Here is a 20729-nt window from a genome sequence, read left to right as displayed (position 1 = left end):
AAGGCTTAACCCTGATTCCTTTAGAAAGGGTTTCAGAACATGGAGGACGTGATGAAAGGGATCGGTCTGGATCAGCTCAAAGCTGAGATCGCATCAGTAAAAGCAACGCATTCTATTGGTCGTGTGGTTGAGGCCGCACGCGGAGTGCTAACAGTGACAGGGCTCACTGATGTGGCCGCCATTGGTGATCTGGTCGAGATTGGCCACGGCGCAACTGTGCGGCGCGGCGAAGTTTTACAGCTTCACGCGCATACGATCACTGTTCTTGCCGATGGTGGTACGGATGGATTGTCGTTTGGCGATCCAGTGGCGCATATCGGTAAAAATGAAATCGCCCCTGATGACAGTTGGATCGGCCGCGTGGTCGATCCGTTTGGCAAAGCGATTGATGGAAAGCCGATTTTGCGCGGCGAAACGACACGCGCGCTGCGTGCTTCGGCGCCTACGCCGACGGAGCGACGCAGTTTGGGCGCGCGTCTTGAGACCGGATTAGCGGTGTTCAACACGTTGCTCCCGATTGTTCGCGGGCAACGGATCGGGCTTTTCGCGGGATCCGGTGTTGGAAAGTCCACGCTTCTGGCAAAGCTGGCAACGGGTTTGCAAGCGGACGTGGTGGTCTTGGCTATGATTGGTGAGCGTGGCCGCGAAGTGCGTGAGTTTATTGAGCGCGTGCTTGGCCCTGAGGGGATGAAGCGGACTGTTATTGTCGCGGCAACCTCGGATCAGGCACCATTGGTGCGCCGGCGTTGTGCGTGGACGGCGATGGCCGTGGCCGAGCATTTCAGGGATCAAGGCAAGCAGGTGCTATTTTTAGCTGATTCTGTCACGCGGTTTGCCGAGGCACATCGGGAAATCGCATTGGCCACGGGCGAACCCAGTTCGTTGCGCGGGTTTCCTCCTTCAACATCGCATTTGATCACGTCTCTTTGCGAGCGCGCGGGGCCGGGTCCGGAAACGGCGGGTGATATAACGGCCGTATTTACCGTTTTGGTGGCGGGGTCAGACATGGATGAACCGATTGCCGATATCTTGCGCGGGGTGTTGGACGGACACGTTGTTCTCAGTCGCGAAATTGCCGAGCGCGGGCGATTCCCCGCTATTGATTTGCTTCGCTCCGTATCGCGCGCGCTTCCGGAGGCGGCATCTGATGAGGAAAATGTGATAATTCGCGATGCGCGTAGCTACCTTGGAACCTACGAGCGGTCCGAAATGATGATCCAAGCGGGCTTGTATACCAAAGGCAGTGATGAGCGACTTGATAAGGCGGTTGCGATTTGGCCTGAACTTGACAAATTTCTAGCCGCATCGGGGCGCGAGGGCACGAACGACAGTTTTGCACGGCTCGCAAAATGTCTCAGTGGAGCGACTGTGGCATGAGTTAGTATGAGCCGGACAGCAAAGTGAGTGCATTCGCGGCGGACGAGTATTGCGTGCGAGACGATTGAATGTCCGCGCGCACCAAAAACAGGCGTAGCATTTCCTGCCGCGCATCGGGATCAGAGAACTGTGAAACTTCGCTACTTCCAAAATAACGTTCGGTTTTTTCCCGAAACTCTGAGAGTTGTTGATCGAGGTCCAAACTGCCCAGAGAGGACGGTAGGCCGAGCGCGGTTTCAAGCGCGCTGCGCACCGCCGTATTGCCCATGACGGAATACCAGCGTCCGTTGTCCGTTGTCGATTTATCAGCGATTTTAGACAGTTCGCGGTCGAGTGACATCGCGAGCCGCATGTTGGAATCCTGATCTCCAACGGCAATTTCGAATTGCTGTTCTTCGAATTTAGCGGCGATTTCGTCGGGAAACGTACTCATGACTGTGTTGGGAACGCTCAGGTCGAACCCGAGTGCTTTGGCCATGTCATAATAGCGGGTATCGCTTAGTTTATTGGCAAGCGCGCCGTCATCCAAAATCCCGTCAGACAGAACCTTTTGGACGAAATAAATATTATCCATATCGCCGTCGAGGTCGAAGGCCCCTAGAACCACTTTTCTCAAAGTGCGATCAGAAACGAGGTCTTCGGCGGTTTTCACCTTGCCGATGTTCTCTTTGAAATAGTCGACGTCCCTTTGGATATCCGCAGATCCGCGAAAGGTTTCGATTTGGGCGTCTTTGGTGCGATTGAGAAAGGCCCATCCGGAGTATCCTCCGAATGGGACAACAGGTTGAAAGCTCATTGTAAATCGCGCGTCGACAATAGCCGCTCTTCGCGGGGGAGAAGACTACGCAACGATTTCAGTGCCTGATAGAACTGATCGGTTTGAACAGCCTCGGTTGCGAGATCAAGCAGCTTACGGCTGTCGGTATCTGTGAGCACCTGACTCAATTGTTCGATGCCGCGAAAGAGTTGATGCTTTGCATCCGTGGCATCCGCATCTCCAGACAAAACAAGCTGTGCGATGTAGCAAATGCGGCGCACGGGCGTGTTGACCTCTTCGGGGTGAATCGCATCGCGCAGCCGCAGGATATTGGCATTCGGCGTCATGATCGAAAGACGTGACCGCCGATCGCCGTTTTCAATGACCGCACCGTTGATCAGCACGCGTTCTTTCGGCCCCAGTTTTAAAACCAACCCACTCATAGCTGCGCTCCTTCGCCTTGTAGCCCGCGCATAATCGAGCGGTTGACGTCGAGAAGTGCCTCTTCGTCTGCTTTTCCGGCCAGAACTTGAGCCGTGTGATGGATGACAAACTCGGCGAGGTAAAAGATTTGCGCACGGAGTTCTTTGGGCAACGCATTGTCGCTATCGGCGACATCCGAGGCCAGCAATGTCCACAATCGACGATTGTGATTGAGCGCGGTTACAAACTTTGGAAATTCCAATTTCTTGTTTTGCGATGTTTGTTTGAGTTGCGCCGAGATGCGCGCGAAGGCGGCGTATTCGGTGCCGCGCGCGGTTCTGATCGGGGCGGCGGTGTTGGTGTAGGCCGTTCGGGCCATATTCAAAGCGTTCACGTCGGATCCTTCCGGTGACAATGAAATCTATAGCGCGGGTTTTCCGCGATGGAACTGGGGCGTCATTTTTGACGCCCCAGCCTGTGCCCTTAGCGGAAGAGCGATAGGATAGATTGCGGCGCCTGATTGGCGATGGACAACGATTGAACACCGAGCTGCTGTTGGACCTGAAGGGCCTGCAAGCGTGCTGATGCCTCTTCCATGTCCGCGTCAACCATTGAACCGATCCCTGATTTCAACGAGTCCGTCAGGTTGGAGATGAACGACGACTGAGTCTCAAGGCGTCCTTGGGCCGAACCAAAGGCGGCAGAGGCGTCAACGGCTTGGGAAATCAGGCCATCGATTGCAGCCAACGCACCCGTGGCACCCGAATCACTTGTCACGTCGATTTGCGACAATGCACCTAGGCCACCGCTAGATGCGGACGAACCTGCCGTGCCACCTGTTGCAGCTTCGGTGAAGACTTTCATCGCCGTTCCAGAGCCGTTTGTAATCGTAAGCTGATTGGCGTTCGTTCCAGTGCCTTGAGCGACTTCGTAACCATCTGTTGAGTTGGTTGCAGCACCAAAGAATGAGCTGATTTGGCTGGCTAGGTTTGCAGCAACGTCACCGGTACCATCGCTTGCCGAAGCAACGTATTCGAAGGTCCGTTGACCAGTACTCGTTCCGCCACCAGCGACGTTCACTGTCACATCATCGAGAATAACTCGAAAACTGGAACCCTCTTCAACAGCACCGATATCAAATGTCAAAGTTCCGCCAGAGGCAGTAATTGTCGACGTCGCGTTTGTACCGTCATATGTTGTGCCGGCAAAGTCGGTGTTATCCGTACCCGCCTGGATCAATGCGTTACCCGCGGCCTGGTCAGCTGGTGCGCCTGCACCGAACGAGGCCGAGGAAGTTGGAGCGGTTACGGAGAGGTTCTGACGCCCTACGGAGATGTTAGATGCTGAAACTGACCCATCTGCGGCGCGATCAAGTGATGATAGAATTTTCAGGTCGTCGGTAGACGATCCGTCAATGAGGTTGAGGCCGTTGAACTGTGCGGCACCCACAACTGATTTGATCTGTTCGGTCAGTGCCGTGATGTCCGTCTGGATTTTTTCGCGGTCAACGTTCTCTTCTTGCGCGGCAACAATCTTGCCTTTGATGTCAGTCAAAAGGTCGGTCACGGTCTCGGATGCGCTTGCGGCAACGGCGAGTGTGGATTGGCCTAGGGCAAGGCTATCAGAAATCCCTTGGAAGCCTTTGACGTCCGATTCCATCACTTTGGAGATCGCCCAAACAGAGGCGTTGTCTTTGGCGGTCGCAACCGACTTACCAGTCGAAATCTGGCTCTGTGTCGAGGACAGGTCGTTGTTGATGGATTTGAGAGTCTGGAGCGCAACCATTGCGCCATTGTTAGTCAGAATGCTGGACATAGCATTTTCCTTTGATCTGTTGGCGCGTTTTGCGCCGTAAGTTTCAATAATCGCCGATCTGGCGTTTCAGGACTGTCATTCTGACGCGTTACAGTCAGACGTTTTACGTCCGACCGTGCCACCCCCTCGGGTGCACTCTGAGGTTTGGGGCCTAAAGACTAATAGTGTCCTAAGGCGCGCCCCAAAGATGTTCTCAATTTGAGGCAAAAATCGGGCAAACCGTTATGAGTTTCTCTTCATGGTTAATGATTTGGGTGTCATTGGGGCGACCTGCCCCCCCGGACCGTATGTCTGAAACTCGGGCTTTCGCTCCTTTAGGGCGGCCAGTCGGTCGGTCACGGATCTGATTCCTTTTGACGTGGCCTCCAACAGTCGCTGATTGCGCGCGGCGAGGTTTTGCAGGCGCGTCAATTCATCTGGCGACACGTCCTCATGTGTGAGGGCCGTGAGGGTTTGCGCCTTTCGCGGGGCAAGGCGGACAAGGGTGTCGTAGTCTTGTTTGAGGATGGCGGCGTATTCGCGGTCATAAATTGCGGCCATGGTTTTGGCGGCGCGAAAGCGATCAAAAAATGACATTATTCTTTCTCCACTAGTGCTTGGAATATGTGTTCGGCCAACCCGATGCCGCCTGCTTCGACGAGTTTTTCGGCCTGCGCCTGAACGAGAAAGGATGTGAATTGGTCCTCGCCCGTGCCGCCACCAAAGGCGTCAGGCGTTTTACCGAATCCCGATGCTTTGAGCATTTCAGCTAAAAAGCCCGCTTCGAGTTTTTGCGATGCATCGCGCAGTTGATCTGTGCGCACCTGATCGGGTGTTTTGGGGGCGGGCGAAAGTGAGCCAGATACGTCCATGCCGGTTGTCTCCAATTCAATGTAATTTTTTCTATGGATACCCGCTGACGGTAAAGAAGCGGTAACCAACCCAATGCATAGTGGCGCGAACATGTTAAAAACGGATGCAAGAAATGCAGATGCCAACACTGACGCGCGCGCCCGCCGCGGAGCCGACGATAGACCGACGCAAAGCCGACGATGCCGGAACGCCGAATCAGACGGCTGAGGACAAGTCGTTTGATGATGTTATTGCGGCTACCGACGAGGCGAGACCGCGCGAGGATGACACAACATCTTTGGTTGACCAACAGGCGGTTGTTGGACGCGAGGCCGCCAATTTGGGAGCGGCGCCGAAAGTTCCGGCGCGGCATGGATTTTTGTTAGATGCGGCTCAGGTCGAGACGGTGGTGAGCGAAACGGTGGTGAGCGATGTGAGCCCATCCGAATTGCCCGTTGTGGATATGGTGGTAGGTGACGATACGCCCATCGGCCCAGACGTGGCGACACGCGGGATTGTAGGTCCGTTTGATACCGATAAGAGCGCGTTGGACGCGGCGAATGCCACACAACCGCAAGAGGCGGGTCCGGAGGTGGCATCGACATCAGGCAAGGTTGACGTGGTGACCAGTGAGGAGGGCGAGGGTGCGTTGACGACCCAAACCGCCACAGCCACTGTTGAGCGTGGAGCCGGATTAGAGACGCGAACGAGTGAGGCGACGACACGTGAGGTGATGCAAACGCATGTTGATTCGGGTGCTCGGGATGTGCCGATGGCTACACCGCGTTTGGCGACCGAAAATGCGGCGCAAACACAAGGAACGGTAGCGCCTGAATTGCCCAAAGCCGCCGAGCCGCAGACTGTCGGTGTGAACCTGCCGGCGCAGATGCGGACGCAGGAAGAGACGCCGTTCGCGGCGAAAAATATTACAGGTGATGCCATCTTGGAGGGGTCGAGGTCTGATCCCCAAACGCCTGATGTGGTGGCTCTATCAGGGTTTGGATCTGGTGCGCTGCCTAAGGTGGAGAAGGCGGGTGCGAGCACGCCAAACATGTCGCCAGTGGCGGATGTGACTGTCGGCGATAGTACGCAAGATGTTTTGGCCGACCGCACCTTTGAGGGGTCAAAGCCACAGGCGTCAGCGGCGACAGACACAAATCAAGCAACGCCAAAAGCTGCACTTGCCTATGCGCATATTCAAAATGCAGTGGATTTAAAGGCTGAGGCCGTCGACCCATCCGAGATGGTCGATTTCAGAACGGAGGGTGTTTTGGGCACGGTTACGCGTGAGGTGGCGCAGGCGTCGAATGTCGCACAGATACAGCGCACAGAATTGCCTGCTCATATTGCCGGACAGATTGCCGAAGCGGCGCGGCAACTCCCCGATCGTCCTGTGGAGATTACCCTAACGCCTGAGGAATTGGGCCGTGTCCGGCTTACATTTCAGGTCTCGGAGACGGGCGCGATGACGGTCGTTGTTCAGGCTGATCGGGCCGAAACCGCAGATTTGATGCGCCGAAACATTCACACCCTTCAACAAGATTTCGCGGCGATGGGGTACGAGGGCAGCAGCTTTGAATTTCAACATGGCGGCCAAGGAGACGCATCGGCCAATAGCGGACGCGGCGACTCACGTGGCGCCACAACAGATCAACAAGATTTACGTGATGCCGATATCGCAGCCACCACCGTTCAGCCCCACCGCGTCTCGCTAAGCGAGAATGCCCGTGTTGATATTAGACTCTAAGGAGCACTGACATGACCGAGATTTCCCAATCAATGGCCGCAACGACAACCACCGCAGCCGCACAGTCTGTGACAGAAAAACCGTCTGCGAATGCATTGTCATCAGATTTTGAAACATTTTTGAAAATGTTGACGGTTCAGATGCAAAACCAAGACCCGATGAACCCGATCGAATCGACGGATTATGCGGTACAACTTGCAACGTTTTCGAGTGTGGAGCAGCAGGTCCAAACCAACGATCTGATTTCGGCGTTGTCCAACCAGTTAGGTGTCATCGGGATGTCCCAGACCGCCGGTTGGGTTGGTATGGATGTGAAAAGCGATGCGCCGTCATACTTTGATGGCGAGCCCGTGTCCCTGTCCGCGACCCCGAATACAACGGCAGACGCCGCGTATCTTTTGGTGCGAAACGCAGCGGGGACCGAGGTTCAGCGCGTTTCGGTTGACCCCAAAGAGACTGATATCTCTTGGAATGGTATGGACAAAGACGGCTATCCTTTCCCGACTGGCAAATACAGTTTTGCCATTGAAAGTCATGCAAAGGGTGCATTCCTATCCACGGCGAGTGTGAACAGCTATTCGGAAGTGATCGAGGCGCGCCGCGATGGGGGCGACATCACGTTGATTTTGAATGGTGGCGCAGAAATTAGTGCGGAGGATGTTCAGTCTTTGCGTGAGGCGAGCTAGCGTCTTGCGCTGCTTCGGCTCGGGGACGTAAGGTGCCCCGAATTTGGAGCGCGCATCGAAATCATGCTGTCTAACCGTCCGTCCATGGCCATAATCCGGCATGCGCAGTCCCTCTTGGAGGGCGATGTATCGTGGGAAATCCTCACGGGTGGGCGTACGAATGCGGGATGGGTTGGCCGCTCAAAGGCGCGCGCACTTGTGTACAAACTCTACTGCGTGGACAGGGGGAACCTGTTGTTCCCGAACAATTCCGCGCATGAATGGGCGAGCCTTACGGCGCTTGTTGGGACGGGTCTTGCGCCAGAGCCGGTGGCGCGGTTCGACACACATGATGGCACTGTCGTTGCGTATGTATTTGTCGCGGGCGACACGGCCACGCAAATAACGCCCGATATCATGCAGGCCATGCACCGTATTCATATGAGTGACGCCCCGATGGGCATAAGGGCTATTGCCACATCCCCTCTCGATATTTTGGAGATGGGGGATCGGTTTGTGGAGGGTCTTGATGCGCAGATGTCAAAACGTCTACGAGGTGCCCGACCAATACCGCGCCAACTGATCTGTGCGTCCCACGTCTTTTTGCATGGCGATATTGTTCCTGCCAATGTGATCAAAACACCGACCGGCGTTTGCTTTCTGGACTGGCAATGCCCCGCGATTGGGGATGCCGTGCAGGACATATATGTGGCTCTATCGCCCGCAATGCACCGTGTTTACGGGTCTGGCGCCCTAACATCTGACGGCGAACAGAGCGCTTTGAATGCTTACCCGGATGCGGATGCCGTTGCCAGATTTCATGACTATAGGCCGTATTTGGCGTGGCGTATGGCCGCCTATTGCGCGTGGAAAGCGGCACGCGGCGAAGGTATTTATGCCGATTGTGTCGAGATTGAACTTAGCCGAATGTAAGGGCGATGAGGGCCCCAAACCCTGCCGCAATACCGCCACCCACGGTCAGCCAAAGAGCAGATTTTGCGGCAGAGTAGTGTGCTGGCGCAGGTGTCGGATTGTTTTGAGCAGTGAGCATTGCCTCGGCGAGTTTGGGGAGGCGCGGCCCGAACCGCGACAATACCCGCGCTGTTGAAAGAAGGTCGCGCGCAAGTGCCTTTGGCCCGATGTTGTCTTTGATATAGCTTTCGACAATTGGTTGGGCCACTTCCCAAATGTTGATGCGCGGATCTAGGGAGCGCGCAACGCCCTCAACAACGACCATTGTGCGTTGCAACAAGATCAGTTCGGTGCGCGTCTCCATCCCAAATCGCTCGGTCACTTCGAACAGATAAGAGAGCAATCGCGCCATGGAAATATGGTCAGCGTCCATACCGAAAATCGGGTCACCTACGGCACGAAGGGCGCGCGCAAAGGCATCCACATCTTGATCGGCGGGCACATAACCGGCCTCAAAGTGGACTTCGGCAACACGGCGGTAATCTTGTTGAATAAACCCGAACAAGATTTCGGCGTAAACGCGGCGTGTGTATTCGTCGAGCGCCCCCATGATGCCGAAATCCAGCGCAATGATATCGCCGTTTGGTGCGATTTTGAGATTTCCGTGGTGCATGTCTGCGTGGAAGAAACCATCGCGCAGCGCATGACTTAGGAACATTTGTAAAACGCGTTTTCCAAGAGCTTCGCGGTCATGACCGGCGGCATCAATTTTTTGCGTGTCGGAGGCGGAAATGCCATCGACCCATTCGAGTGTCATAACGCGGCGCGCCGACATGCGCCAATCTATGGCAGGGACGGAAAAGCCCTCGTCGTTTTGGGTGTTTGCACGAAACTCTGATGCAGATGCGCTTTCCAACCGCAGATCCAGTTCACCGTTCACAACGCCCTCAAAGTGAGCAATCACCTCTTGTGGGTGTAGGCGGCGCGATGATGGCGAGAGGTGTTCAATCATCCAAGCGGCAAAATAGAACGCATCAATATCCTTGCGAAAGGCGCGTTCAATACCGGGGCGTAGGACTTTTACGGCAACATCGCGACCGTCTTGTGCGGACTTTGCCTTGTGCACCTGCGCGATGGAGGCTGCGGCAACAGGTTCGGAAAACTCTGAAAACAGCTCCGAGAGCGGTTTGCCCAGTTCGGCCTCGATCGTCTTGATCGCGCGATCCCGAGGAAAGGGGGGTAATTCGTCTTGCAGTACACGCAACTGCATCGCCAATTCGGTGCCGACAACATCGGGTCTGGTGGATAGTACCTGACCGAATTTGATGTAAGCGGGGCCAAGGGCACTCAAGGCGCGAGTTACGGGGGGCAACGTCGGATCGCCTTTTATGCCAACCCATTTGAACGGCCAGACAAGTGTGCGCGCAAGAATGCGAAAAGCGCGTGGCGCCTCCATCGCATCCATTGCGACTTTCATCGCGCCGGTGCGTTCCATTGTGGCGCCAGTCCGAATGAGACGCCAAACGTTATGAGGGCCGCGCATTAAATTTTCCACCCTGAGTGAAGCGTTGCAATGCCCATGGAGAGATTGCGGTATTTCACCGTTTCAAAACCAGCCGTCTCGATCATCGACGCAAAGGTGTCTTGGTCAGGGAACTTTCGGATGCTTTCAATGAGGTATTGATAGCTGTCACGGTCGCCGGTGATCAGTTTTCCCATCGGCGGGATCACATTGAACGAATAAAGATCATAGGCTTTTTGCAGAGCGGGATTCGGGAGTTGTGAAAACTCGAGAACCATAAGACGGCCACCCGGTTTTAGGACGCGGTATGCCTCATTCAAAGCATCCTGCACGCGGGTTACATTTCGAATGCCAAACGAGATTGTGTACACGTCGAACTGATTGTCATCGAATGGTAGGGCCATCGCATCGCCGGTCACCCATGACAAGTTATTGGCCATCTTATCGGCTTCTGCGCGTTTGCGCCCCTCGATGAGCATTGATTCTGTCATGTCGAGGACGACTGCGGTGGCGTTTGGGGCGCGCTTGAGGAAACGGAATGACACGTCACCCGTACCGCCAGCAACATCAAGAAGCCGCTGATTGGGGCGCGGAGCCAGCCAATCCATCATCGCGTCTTTCCAAACGCGGTGAATCCCCATCGACATTACATCGTTCATGATGTCGTACTTCGACGCCACAGACGTGAACACGCCGTGGACCATGCCGGCTTTCTGATCTTCGGCGACATCTTTGAAACCGAAATGGGTGGTCTTGTCGCTCGTTTGCGCCATCGCCCTTGAACCTCTCTTAAACTTACTCTTCTTATAGGCCAGATGCCGCGCGATACAATCGCAAGCGCCACGATAAGGAGAGCGAAATGCCCGAATTACCCGAAGTTGAGACGGTTCGTCGCGGTCTGGAGCCATCCATGTCGGGGGCGATCATCACGCAGGCAGATGTGAACCGTCCCAATTTGCGTTGGCCTTTTCCCGATCGCATGGCAGAGCGGCTCACGGGCGCTCGGGTGGAACGGCTTCGGCGGCGCTCGAAATACATTTTGGCGGACCTTGATCGGGGGGAGACATTGTTGATCCACCTTGGGATGTCTGGTCGCATGACCGTCTCGGGGGATCCGCTCGGGCAGTTCGTGCATACCCACCCTGCGGCGCAAAAACATGATCATGTTGTCTTTCATCTGGATAACGGCGCGCGTGTGACATTCAATGATCCACGTCGATTTGGGGCAATGGATTTGCTCGACACAGCCACGGCGCAGACGCATCCCCTATTGGCCAAAATAGGCCCGGAACCCCTTGGGAATGACTTTAACGAGGCGCATCTAACGCGCGCGTTCCGGAATAAAAACACGCCGGTGAAAACCGCGCTGTTGGATCAGCATATTGTCGCGGGATTGGGGAATATCTATGTCTGCGAAGTTCTGTTTCGTGCGGGTATTGATCCGGCCCAAAAGGCGGGTGCGTTGTCGAGGGCGCGGGTGGCCTCCCTTGTTCCGATCATCCGTGACGTTTTGGATGAGGCCATCGTTTCGGGCGGGTCATCGTTGAAAGATTTCAGGCAGGCGAGCGGCGAGTTGGGTTATTTTCAGCATAGCTTTCGGGTTTACGGACGCGAGGGAGAGCTATGCAAAGGAGCGGAGTGCACCGCTACCGTGCGCCGCATTGTGCAAGCGGGGCGATCGACATTCTTTTGTCCTGAGTGCCAAACATAGTTTAAACGCGTGCTCGCGCCTGTTAAGATGAAAACTGCGTTGTTTTGAGGAAATTCCGATGGCTTATTCTACCATTAAAACCGACACTAAGAATTCCGTGACATTGATCCGCCTTGATCGCCCCGATGCCCTGAACGCATTAAATTCCGAGTTGTTGGGAGAGTTGGCCACCGCATTGTCTGCGGCGGATGCCGACCCAAAGGTCCGCGCTATTGTGATCACGGGATCGGAAAAGGCATTCGCTGCAGGCGCAGATATCAAAGAGATGTCTGAGAAAACCTTTGCCGATATGGCGCTATCGGATTTCTTTGCAGCTGAGGCGAATACGATTACTGCGATACGCAAGCCGATTATCGCAGCTGTCGCGGGATATGCCCTTGGTGGTGGATGCGAATTGGCGATGATGTGCGATTTCATCATTGCCGCAGACACAGCAAAATTCGGTCAGCCCGAAATTAATTTGGGCATTATGGCCGGTCTTGGCGGGACGCAGCGGTTGACCCGTTTTGTCGGCAAATCCAAAGCAATGGAAATGCACCTAACGGGCCGGTTTATGGATGCAGCAGAAGCCGAGCGATCCGGTTTGGTGTCGCGTGTTGTGCCTGCCGCCAAACTCGTCGAAGAGGCCTTGGATGTTGCGGGTAAGATCGCGGAGAAAAGTCAGATCGCAGTTATGGCTGCGAAAGAAGCAGTGAATCGGTCGTATGAAACTACGATGAGCGAAGGTCTGTTGTTTGAGCGCCGCTCCTTTCACGCCTTGTTTGCGACGGACGATCAAAGCGAAGGAATGGATGCGTTTCTGGAAAAGCGCGCACCGCAGTTTCGCGACAAGTAAGCGTCCGAAATGATCTGACAAAACCCTTTCCTTTCGGGCGATTCTCATCTAAAGGGACGTCTTACATGCGCGTGGAGCCCGCTTTGGCTATGATTGACCAACCCAAATTTGGGTGCCCGTCTGGGTGATTGGGGTCCGTGCGCAACCGAAATTGCAAACAACCCGAGAAGGGACATTATCATGGCAAATACTGCTCAGTCCAAAAAACGCGCCCGTCAGGCCACCGCCCGTACAGACGTAAACAAAGCACGTCGTTCGCGTATCCGCACATTCCTACGTAACCTTGAAGAAGCAATTGCATCCGGCGACAAAGCCGTTGCTCAAGAAGCTCTTCGTGCGGCTCAGCCAGAGTTGATGCGCGGCGTTACCAAAGGCGTTATGCACAAGAACACAGCATCGCGTAAAATGTCTCGTTTGGCCGCTCGCGTTAAAGCGATTGCCTAATTCTAAGCACATTTTAGACGATGAAAGCGCGCCTTCGGGCGCGTTTTTTATTGCCTGAACACCGGATGGTGTTGGTATGTGGCAACGCGATTCTTACGGTACGGCGCGCAGGAGCACGCCTTAGCAACACGCAAATTGACCACCCTGTTTGTAGCGTGCTGTTTGCGGCAAATTCGCCACGTGCGCTTTGTAAAAAAACAGCTTTTCAGATTCGATTTCAGTAAAGGTTGAGTCAAGCGCGAAGTTCCATTGCGCGCGGCGGTATCTCGCGGCTAATTTCACCCTGCGATTCACTTCGTCTGGGGGGACATGAGGATTGCGTGAGTCGAATTAAGTGGACCCAATTTCGGGTGCCTTAAGGTGATGAGCGCAGTTTTGGATTTGCATAGGTCACATCGGCCATTGTGAGTTTTCCGACCAATATCGTTCAGATGTACGAAAGCGGTAGGCAGTCCAAAGACCCGCACCTAAATGTGCCAAGCTACTGAGCATTGGCGGATACAATAGTGTCCGTCATATCATCAGTTTGTGCAAAATTGAGTGAGGGATAGTTCGGGAATGAGCCTGTTTGAATGTTGGCCATGAGGGGCCAATGTTGAGGACGGACTTGATGCAAGCCCGACCCTAAAGCGAAGCGTGCGCTAAATCCGCGACACTCATGAAGTGTCAGCCATTGCGATTGTGATGGTCAACGAAAATGATAAATTGGGTCGAACAAGAAAAATGAAAAATACGTGGGGACGTGTGAAGCAGGGCTTGCTCGATGATATTGGGCAAAGCAATTACGCAAACTGGATTGAGCCGCTTGATCTGACTAAAATTGAAAATGGCGTTGCTGTCTTTGCTGTGCCGACGAATTTCATGGCAAATTGGGTCTCGCGCAATTTCGCAGACAAGATTCTTGCACATCTGAAAGCGAGTAACGCGCAAACGTCTCGCGTTGAGTTTCAGGTTGTCGCAGCGCAGGCCGACCCCGTTGCGCGCCCCGCACCCAAAGAGGCGCAGCAACCCGTGACCTCCGCACATTCCGAGCTACCCGGTGCGCCGCTGGATGCGCGATTTACGTTTGATAATTTTGTTGTCGGCAAGCCGAACGAGCTTGCACATGCGGCTGCGCGCCGTGTTGCCGAGGGCGGGCCTGTGACGTTTAATCCGCTATTTTTGTATGGTGGTGTTGGCCTTGGCAAAACGCACCTGATGCATGCAATCGCCCATGAAATTAAGATACGCGACCCCGAATTGCGCGTCCTTTATTTATCCGCTGAACAATTCATGTACCGCTTCGTTCAAGCGCTGCGTGACAAGCAGATGATTGATTTCAAACAACTGTTCCGTTCTGTCGATGTGTTGATGGTTGATGATGTTCAGTTCATCGCCGGCAAGGAAAGCACGCAAGAAGAGTTTTTCCACACGTTCAACGCGCTTGTGGACCAGAATAAACAGATCATCATTTCTGCTGACCGCGCACCCGGCGAGATCAAAGATCTCGAAGATCGCATTAAGTCGCGTTTGCAATGTGGCCTCGTGGTGGACCTCCACCCGACCGATTACGAGCTGCGCCTTGGCGTTTTGCAGACCAAAGCAGAAAACTACCGTCTTCAGTACCCTGATTTGGTGTTCAACAACGGCGTGCTTGAATTCCTCGCGCACCGCATCACCACGAACGTGCGTGTGCTTGAGGGTGCGCTCATGAGGTTGTTCGCCTTTGCCTCTTTGGTGGGCCGCGAAATCACATTGGAAATGACACAAGAATGTCTGGCCGATATTCTCAAGGCGTCAGAGCGCAAAGTGACGGTTGAGGAAATTCAACGACGGGTGTCGGAACATTATTCGATCCGGTTGAGCGACATGATCGGCCCCAAGCGTGTTCGCGCAATTGCCCGTCCGCGTCAGGTGGCGATGTATTTGTCAAAGCAAATGACATCGCGATCGCTGCCTGAAATCGGACGTAGGTTCGGCGGAAGAGATCACACGACCGTCATGCACGGTGTTCGGCGTATCGAAGAGCTGAAATCATCCGATAGTCAAATTGCGGACGATTTGGAGCTGTTGTCCCGCCTTCTTGAGGCGTGATCTGCACAACATGTGGCAAGAAGGCGGTTCCTTCGTGACAAATCCTGTCGCGAGGGGCGCTTGCCCTTGACGGTTGCGCCACAACGCAACACAGTCTGCTCAAACAATATCTTGCGCTGTGTGGTGAATGGTTTACGTTCAACTCCCCAGTCAAATGCACATACGAGGGTGGTATGAAAATCAGTATCGAACGCGGCGAACTTCTTAAGGCCGTGGGACAGGCGCAATCCGTAGTGGAACGCCGCAACACCATTCCGATCCTTGCCAACGTTTTGATCGAGGCAGCGGGCAATGATGTGTCGTTTCGCGCCACGGATCTCGACATCGAAGTTGTGGATAAATGTAATGCTATGGTTGAGCGCGCGGGATCTACGACAGTATCCGCGGTGATGCTGCATGAGATCGTGCGAAAATTGCCTGATGGCGCGATGGTTCAGTTGAACGATGATGGAGCGTCAGGGCGTCTAACCGTTGAGGCGGGCCGGTCGAATTTTTCATTGGCCACACTGCCAAAAGAAGATTTCCCAGTTATGGCAAGCGCAGATTACGAAAGCAATTTCGCGATTCCTGCGCCGGTCTTGCGCCGTTTGTTTGATAAGTCCAAATTTGCAATCTCGACCGAAGAGACCCGTTACTACCTCAACGGCGTCTACATGCATGTTTCTGACGCTGAGGGCGGCAAGGTGCTACGGTGTGTGGCAACAGATGGTCACCGTCTCGCGCGTGTTGATACGACACTGCCCGATGGTGCGGCTGATATGCCGGGCGTGATTGTGCCACGCAAAACCGTAGGCGAATTGCGCAAGTTGCTTGATGATGATGACATGACGATTGCGGTGTCTGTGTCAGAGGCGAAAGTGCGGTTCGCAACGCCCAACATCACACTAACGTCCAAAGTCATCGACGGCACGTTCCCAGATTATACGCGTGTTATTCCGGTCGGAAACACGCGCAAGCTCGAAGTGGACGCCGCTGAATTTGCGAAGGCCGTGGACCGTGTTGCGACTGTTTCGTCGGAGCGCTCGCGTGCTGTGAAGCTGTCCCTTGAAGAGGACAAGCTAACACTTTCCGTCAATGCGCCTGATAGTGGTGCCGCCGAAGAAGAGTTGGCTGTTGCGTATAGCGATGAGCGTCTCGAGATCGGGTTTAATGCAAAATACTTGCTCGAAATCGCATCACAAGTGGACCGTGAAAACGCAGTGTTTTTGTTTAATTCCTCAGGTGATCCAACATTGATGCGTGAAGGTAATGATACCTCTGCGGTCTATGTTGTGATGCCGATGCGTGTTTGAGTATTTGGTGCTCAAAGAAAACAGGTGAGGCGCGATGGGCGGCCTTTATCTAGAAGAGCTAAGTCTATCGCATTTTCGCTCACATAGGGCCGCACGTCTCGAGTTGGACGGGCGGCCTGTTGCGATACATGGACCCAATGGCGCGGGCAAAACCAACATTCTTGAGGCGGTTTCGTTACTGTCTCCGGGGCGTGGATTGCGGCGCGCCTCGCCCGATGACATTGCTCGAAAGCCCGAGCGTCTGGGGTGGAAGGTCCGTGCCGAACTTCGGTCCCTTCATCAAACGCATGACATTGAAACATGGGCGGAGGCGGGACAATCGCGTTCGGTCAAGGTTGACGGCAAATCCGCAGCACAGCTTGCGTTGGGGCGTGTTGCGCGTGTGGTTTGGCTCATTCCGGCAATGGACAGGTTATGGATTGAGGGGCCGGAGGGGCGCAGGCGGTTTTTGGATCGCATGGTCATGTCCTTTGAGCCGCGTCATGCCGAGGCTGTGTTGGGCTATGAAAAGGCGATGCGCGAACGCAATCGCTTGCTCAAGGACATGGTGCGCGATGCGCATTGGTATGGCGCACTTGAGACGCAAATGGCGGCGCATGGTGCCGATATCATGAAAAACCGTTTGGTCACGCTTGCGCGACTGGCGGCGGCGCAAGACGGAGCAAAGACGGCCTTTCCCGTTGCGACATTGACGTTGCAAGCCTCTGACGACAAACCGCTACCCGAGGCCGAGGATGATTTGCTCGCGGCATTGCGCGATAACCGTCAGCGTGACTTGCACGCAGGTCGCACACTTATAGGCCCGCACCGCGCGGATATGAGCGGGGTGTACGCAGCGAAAGATGTCCCCGCCGAACACTGCTCCACAGGAGAGCAAAAGGCGCTTCTAATCTCACTGATTTTGGCAAATGGCCGTGCCTTGTCCGAGGACTTTGGCGCTGCACCAATTTTGTTACTTGATGAGGTCGCGGCGCACCTTGACGCTGGTCGTCGTGCGGCGCTTTATGATGAAATATGTGCGCTTGGGGCGCAGGCGTTTATGACGGGAACGGGTCCGGAATTATTCGCCGAGCTTGGGGCGCGCGCCGCCCATTTTGACGTTACCGAAGAGGCGGGAGCCTCGCAGATGAAAGAAATCCAATGACCGTTGGTGTTACAGAACTCGGCCTCTATGCGTTTGCCCTCTTGATCCTGTTTTTGACGCCCGGCCCCGTTTGGGTTGCAATGTTGGCCCGCGCTATGTCGGGGGGCTTTGCGTCTGCGGCCCCTTTGGCCTTAGGGGTCGTTGTCGGTGATGTATTGTGGCCGCTTTTGGCGATCCTTGGTGTGACGTGGATCATTTCGGAATTCGCGGCCTTTCTTACAGTGATGCGATGGGCGGCGGTTCTGATGTTTTTGGTTATGGGGGTCATGCTCATCCGCCATGCGGACAAAAAAATTACATCAGACAGTCGCTTAACACGGCCAGGTATTTTGGCCGGTTTTGTTGCGGGTGTCGTTGTGATCTTGGGGAACCCAAAGGCGATTTTATTCTATATGGGCCTGTTACCCGGGTTCTTTGATCTGTCGTCACTGACCGCGCCGGACATCATGGTGATCTGTGCTATTTCGGCTGTCGTGCCGTTGATCGGAAACCTCATACTGGCGCTCTTTGTCAGTAGAATTCGTGGGCTACTGACATCCTCTGGTGCGTTGAGCCGGATGAACCGTACGGCGGGGATTTTGTTGATATTTGTGGCGTTTATTATCCCTTTCGTGTGATCGGCGAAAACCACCAAATCTTGTGGCATTGACGTGACATTCCCCAAGCGTTGGCGTATAAAAACGCCAAGGTAAAGACGAGGAAAACGCATGTCTGACGACACACCCCAAAGCCCTGAGTATGGCGCCGATTCTATCAAGGTTCTCAGAGGCTTGGAAGCCGTTCGAAAGCGTCCCGGTATGTATATCGGCGACACGGACGATGGATCTGGTCTGCACCACATGGTCTACGAGGTCGTGGACAACGGGATTGATGAGGCTCTTGCGGGTCATGCGGACTATGTGACTGTCAAAATTCACAAAGACAGCTCTGTTTCCGTGCGTGACAACGGTCGCGGCATTCCTGTCGACATCCATCAAGAAGAGGGTGTTTCCGCGGCCGAGGTTATTATGACCCAGCTTCATGCCGGCGGTAAATTCGACAGCAATTCGTACAAGGTCTCGGGCGGCCTACACGGCGTTGGCGTTTCGGTTGTGAACGCCCTGTCCGAGTGGCTTGAACTCAAAGTTTGGCGCAACGGCAAGATCCATATCGCGCGCTTTGAAAAGGGCGATACGGCCGAGCATTTGAAAATCATTGGCGATGCGGGGGACGAAACAGGTACAGAAGTACGCTTTTTCGCGTCTTCCAAAATCAATGATCCTGAGGGCACGTTTTCGAACCTCGACTACAATTTCGAGACCTTGGAAAAGCGTTTGCGCGAATTGGCGTTTTTGAACTCGGGTGTGCGGATCATTCTTGAGGATGAGCGTCCCGCAGTGCCGCTGAAATCTGAGCTGTTTTACGAGGGTGGCGTTAAGGAGTTCGTCAAATACCTCGACCGTTCAAAGCAAGCTATGATCCCAGAGCCTATTTTTGTCACGGGCGAACGTGACGATATTGGCGTCGAAGTCGCGATGTGGTGGAACGATAGCTACCATGAAAATGTCCTTCCGTTCACCAACAACATCCCACAGAGAGACGGCGGGGCGCACCTTGCCGGTTTTCGTGGCGCGCTTACCCGCACCTTGACCCGCTACGCGGCAGAAAGTGGGATCGCAAAGAAAGAAAAGATTACCTTTACGGGCGACGATGCCCGCGAAGGACTGACCTGTGTATTGTCGGTGAAAGTTCCGGATCCGAAATTCTCGTCGCAAACAAAAGACAAATTGGTGTCATCTGAGGTCCGCCCTGCGGTGGAAAATCTCGTTGGTGAAAAGCTAACCGAGTGGTTTGACGAGCATCCTACAGAGGCGAAGATGATCGTCTCCAAGATCGTTGAGGCGGCGATGGCCCGCGAGGCGGCCCGCAAGGCGCGCGAACTGACGCGGCGCAAGTCGGCGTTAGACGTGAACTTTCTCGCTGGAAAGCTCAAAGATTGTTCGGAAAAAGATCCGAGCCAAACCGAAGTCTTCCTCGTGGAGGGTGACTCCGCTGGTGGCTCCGCGCAAACGGGGCGCGATCGTCGCACACAGGCTATTTTGCCTCTCAAAGGTAAAATCCTAAACGTTGAGCGCGCGCGATTTGATCGCATGTTGGGTAGCCAGGAGATCGGCAACTTGGTGATGGCGCTCGGTACGGGCATTGGCCGCGACGAATTCAATCTCGATAAGTTGCGGTACCACAAGATCGTCATCATGACCGATGCGGACGTCGACGGCGCGCACATTCGCACGCTGTTGCTCACATTCTTCTTTCGCCAGATGCCACAGCTTATTGAGCAAGGGCACCTCTTTATTGCGCAACCGCCGCTTTACAAAGTTGCGCGCGGCAAGTCAGAGGTCTACCTCAAAGACCAAGCGGCGATGGAAGAGTATCTTATTCAACAAGGTGTCGATGGTGCCGTGTTGCGGTTGAAATCCGGCGAGGAAATTGCGGGTGCCGATCTTACCCGCGTTGTCGAAGGGGCGCGTACGTTCAAACGTATTCTTGAAGCCTTCCCAACACACTATCCGCGTCACATCATAGAGCAGGCAGCACTCGCAGGGGCATTTGAACCCGGCCGTGTGGATTCTGATTTGTCAGGCACGGCTGAGATCGTGGCTAAGCGCCTTGATCAGATCGCACTTGAATACGAGCGCGGTTGGACAGGACGCCCGACGCAGGATGTTGGCATTCGATTGACACGCGTTTTGCGGGGCGTCGAGGAGGTCAGAACCCTTGACGGTGCAATTTTGCGAGGTGGCGAAGCGCGCCGCATCAATAAAGAAGTCGAGGCAACGGGCGGCATTTATACAAACCCTGCGCGCCTCGTGCGCAAAGAGCGTGAAACCCTTATCCATGGTCCTGTTGACCTGCTCAATGCGATCTTGGAAGAGGGCGAAAAGGGACTGTCGCTCCAACGCTATAAGGGCCTTGGAGAGATGAACCCTGAGCAGCTTTGGGAAACGACACTGGACCCAGAGGCGCGGACTCTCTTACAGGTTAAAATCGATGATTTCGCTGAGGCTGATGATATCTTTACCAAATTGATGGGGGATGTCGTTGAGCCACGCCGTGAATTTATCCAAGATAACGCACTGAACGTCGAGAACCTCGACGCGTAAAGTCGCGCGCGACACCTAACAAAAAAAGGGCGGTGCAA

At 54.5% G+C, this 20729-nt stretch carries 20 protein-coding genes; 12 read left to right on the top strand and 8 right to left on the bottom strand.

What is annotated here, in order from left to right; all coding sequences use genetic code 11:
* Nucleotides 1-39 precede the first annotated feature (39 nt).
* The gene (locus IMCC12053_RS08310; protein WP_417903488.1) at nt 40-1377 is read left to right on the top strand and encodes a FliI/YscN family ATPase; all 1338 of its coding nucleotides are present in this window, start codon (nt 40-42) and stop codon (nt 1375-1377) included.
* 1 nt (nt 1378) lies between these two features.
* Here IMCC12053_RS08310 and IMCC12053_RS08305 read toward each other — a convergent pair whose 3' ends face one another.
* From IMCC12053_RS08305 to IMCC12053_RS08280, 6 genes are all read right to left on the bottom strand, one after another.
* Entirely contained in the window at nt 1379-2173 is a 795-nt protein-coding gene (locus tag IMCC12053_RS08305; protein ID WP_062217935.1) for a DUF1217 domain-containing protein, read from the bottom strand.
* Nucleotides 2170-2577: a flagellar biosynthesis repressor FlbT gene (flbT, locus tag IMCC12053_RS08300; RefSeq protein ID WP_062217932.1), complete on the bottom strand. Its 408-nt coding sequence runs from the start codon at nt 2575-2577 to the stop codon at nt 2170-2172. Before flbT ends, IMCC12053_RS08305 begins: the two co-directional genes overlap by 4 nt.
* Complete coding sequence (gene flaF, locus IMCC12053_RS08295) at nt 2574-2951, bottom strand: flagellar biosynthesis regulator FlaF (protein WP_074906166.1); 378 nt, start codon at nt 2949-2951, stop codon at nt 2574-2576. The genes flbT and flaF overlap by 4 nt, the downstream gene beginning before the upstream one ends.
* Nucleotides 2952-3040: 89 nt before the next feature.
* Complete coding sequence (locus IMCC12053_RS08290; RefSeq protein WP_062217925.1) at nt 3041-4372, bottom strand: flagellin; 1332 nt, start codon at nt 4370-4372, stop codon at nt 3041-3043.
* Between the two features lie 222 nt (nt 4373-4594).
* On the bottom strand, nt 4595-4948 hold the full coding sequence (locus tag IMCC12053_RS08285; RefSeq protein ID WP_062217922.1) for a flagellar protein FlgN: 354 nt from the start codon (nt 4946-4948) through the stop codon (nt 4595-4597).
* A complete protein-coding gene (locus tag IMCC12053_RS08280) occupies nt 4948-5223 on the bottom strand; it encodes a rod-binding protein (RefSeq protein WP_062217919.1) in 276 nt (91 codons plus the stop codon). Before IMCC12053_RS08280 ends, IMCC12053_RS08285 begins: the two co-directional genes overlap by 1 nt.
* A gap of 119 nt (nt 5224-5342) precedes the next feature.
* Between IMCC12053_RS08280 and IMCC12053_RS08275 the strand changes: the two genes are divergently transcribed.
* From IMCC12053_RS08275 to IMCC12053_RS08265, 3 genes are all read left to right on the top strand, one after another.
* Nucleotides 5343-6950 (top strand): flagellar hook-length control protein FliK, encoded by a 1608-nt coding sequence (locus IMCC12053_RS08275; protein WP_169775311.1) that lies wholly within the window; start codon nt 5343-5345, stop codon nt 6948-6950.
* An 11-nt stretch (nt 6951-6961) separates the two neighbouring features.
* Nucleotides 6962-7636, top strand: a complete 675-nt coding sequence (locus IMCC12053_RS08270; protein ID WP_062217914.1) for a flagellar hook capping FlgD N-terminal domain-containing protein — start codon at nt 6962-6964, stop codon at nt 7634-7636.
* 63 nt (nt 7637-7699) lie between these two features.
* Nucleotides 7700-8548: a phosphotransferase gene (locus IMCC12053_RS08265; RefSeq protein WP_062217911.1), complete on the top strand. Its 849-nt coding sequence runs from the start codon at nt 7700-7702 to the stop codon at nt 8546-8548.
* Here IMCC12053_RS08265 and ubiB read toward each other — a convergent pair.
* Nucleotides 8535-10070 (bottom strand): 2-polyprenylphenol 6-hydroxylase, encoded by a 1536-nt coding sequence (ubiB, locus tag IMCC12053_RS08260; RefSeq protein ID WP_062217908.1) that lies wholly within the window; start codon nt 10068-10070, stop codon nt 8535-8537. The two genes, IMCC12053_RS08265 and ubiB, sit on opposite strands and share 14 nt — an antisense overlap.
* Complete coding sequence (gene ubiE / locus IMCC12053_RS08255; RefSeq protein WP_062217905.1) at nt 10070-10822, bottom strand: bifunctional demethylmenaquinone methyltransferase/2-methoxy-6-polyprenyl-1,4-benzoquinol methylase UbiE; 753 nt, start codon at nt 10820-10822, stop codon at nt 10070-10072. The genes ubiB and ubiE overlap by 1 nt, the downstream gene beginning before the upstream one ends.
* Before the next feature lie 86 nt (nt 10823-10908).
* Here ubiE and mutM point away from each other — a divergent pair, with 86 nt between their 5' ends.
* From mutM to gyrB, 8 genes are all read left to right on the top strand, one after another.
* On the top strand, nt 10909-11760 hold the full coding sequence (mutM, locus tag IMCC12053_RS08250; RefSeq protein ID WP_062217899.1) for a bifunctional DNA-formamidopyrimidine glycosylase/DNA-(apurinic or apyrimidinic site) lyase: 852 nt from the start codon (nt 10909-10911) through the stop codon (nt 11758-11760).
* 58 nt (nt 11761-11818) lie between these two features.
* The gene (locus IMCC12053_RS08245; RefSeq protein ID WP_062217896.1) at nt 11819-12595 is read left to right on the top strand and encodes an enoyl-CoA hydratase; all 777 of its coding nucleotides are present in this window, start codon (nt 11819-11821) and stop codon (nt 12593-12595) included.
* A 180-nt stretch (nt 12596-12775) separates the two neighbouring features.
* On the top strand, nt 12776-13039 hold the full coding sequence (gene rpsT / locus IMCC12053_RS08240) for a 30S ribosomal protein S20 (RefSeq protein ID WP_062217893.1): 264 nt from the start codon (nt 12776-12778) through the stop codon (nt 13037-13039).
* A 723-nt stretch (nt 13040-13762) separates the two neighbouring features.
* A complete protein-coding gene (gene dnaA / locus IMCC12053_RS08235; protein WP_062221080.1) occupies nt 13763-15112 on the top strand; it encodes a chromosomal replication initiator protein DnaA in 1350 nt (449 codons plus the stop codon).
* A 173-nt stretch (nt 15113-15285) separates the two neighbouring features.
* A complete protein-coding gene (dnaN, locus tag IMCC12053_RS08230; protein WP_062217890.1) occupies nt 15286-16404 on the top strand; it encodes a DNA polymerase III subunit beta in 1119 nt (372 codons plus the stop codon).
* A gap of 34 nt (nt 16405-16438) precedes the next feature.
* The gene (recF, locus tag IMCC12053_RS08225) at nt 16439-17548 is read left to right on the top strand and encodes a DNA replication/repair protein RecF (protein WP_062217887.1); all 1110 of its coding nucleotides are present in this window, start codon (nt 16439-16441) and stop codon (nt 17546-17548) included.
* On the top strand, nt 17545-18165 hold the full coding sequence (locus tag IMCC12053_RS08220; protein WP_062217884.1) for a LysE family translocator: 621 nt from the start codon (nt 17545-17547) through the stop codon (nt 18163-18165). Before recF ends, IMCC12053_RS08220 begins: the two co-directional genes overlap by 4 nt.
* 90 nt (nt 18166-18255) lie before the next feature.
* Nucleotides 18256-20691, top strand: a complete 2436-nt coding sequence (gene gyrB / locus IMCC12053_RS08215; protein ID WP_062217881.1) for a DNA topoisomerase (ATP-hydrolyzing) subunit B — start codon at nt 18256-18258, stop codon at nt 20689-20691.
* Nucleotides 20692-20729 lie beyond the last annotated feature (38 nt).

This window comes from Celeribacter marinus, from assembly GCF_001308265.1.
Taxonomy (GTDB): domain Bacteria; phylum Pseudomonadota; class Alphaproteobacteria; order Rhodobacterales; family Rhodobacteraceae; genus Celeribacter; species Celeribacter marinus.
Note: the sequence above shows the minus strand (reverse complement) of the source record. Positions and strands in the feature narration are given on the sequence as shown.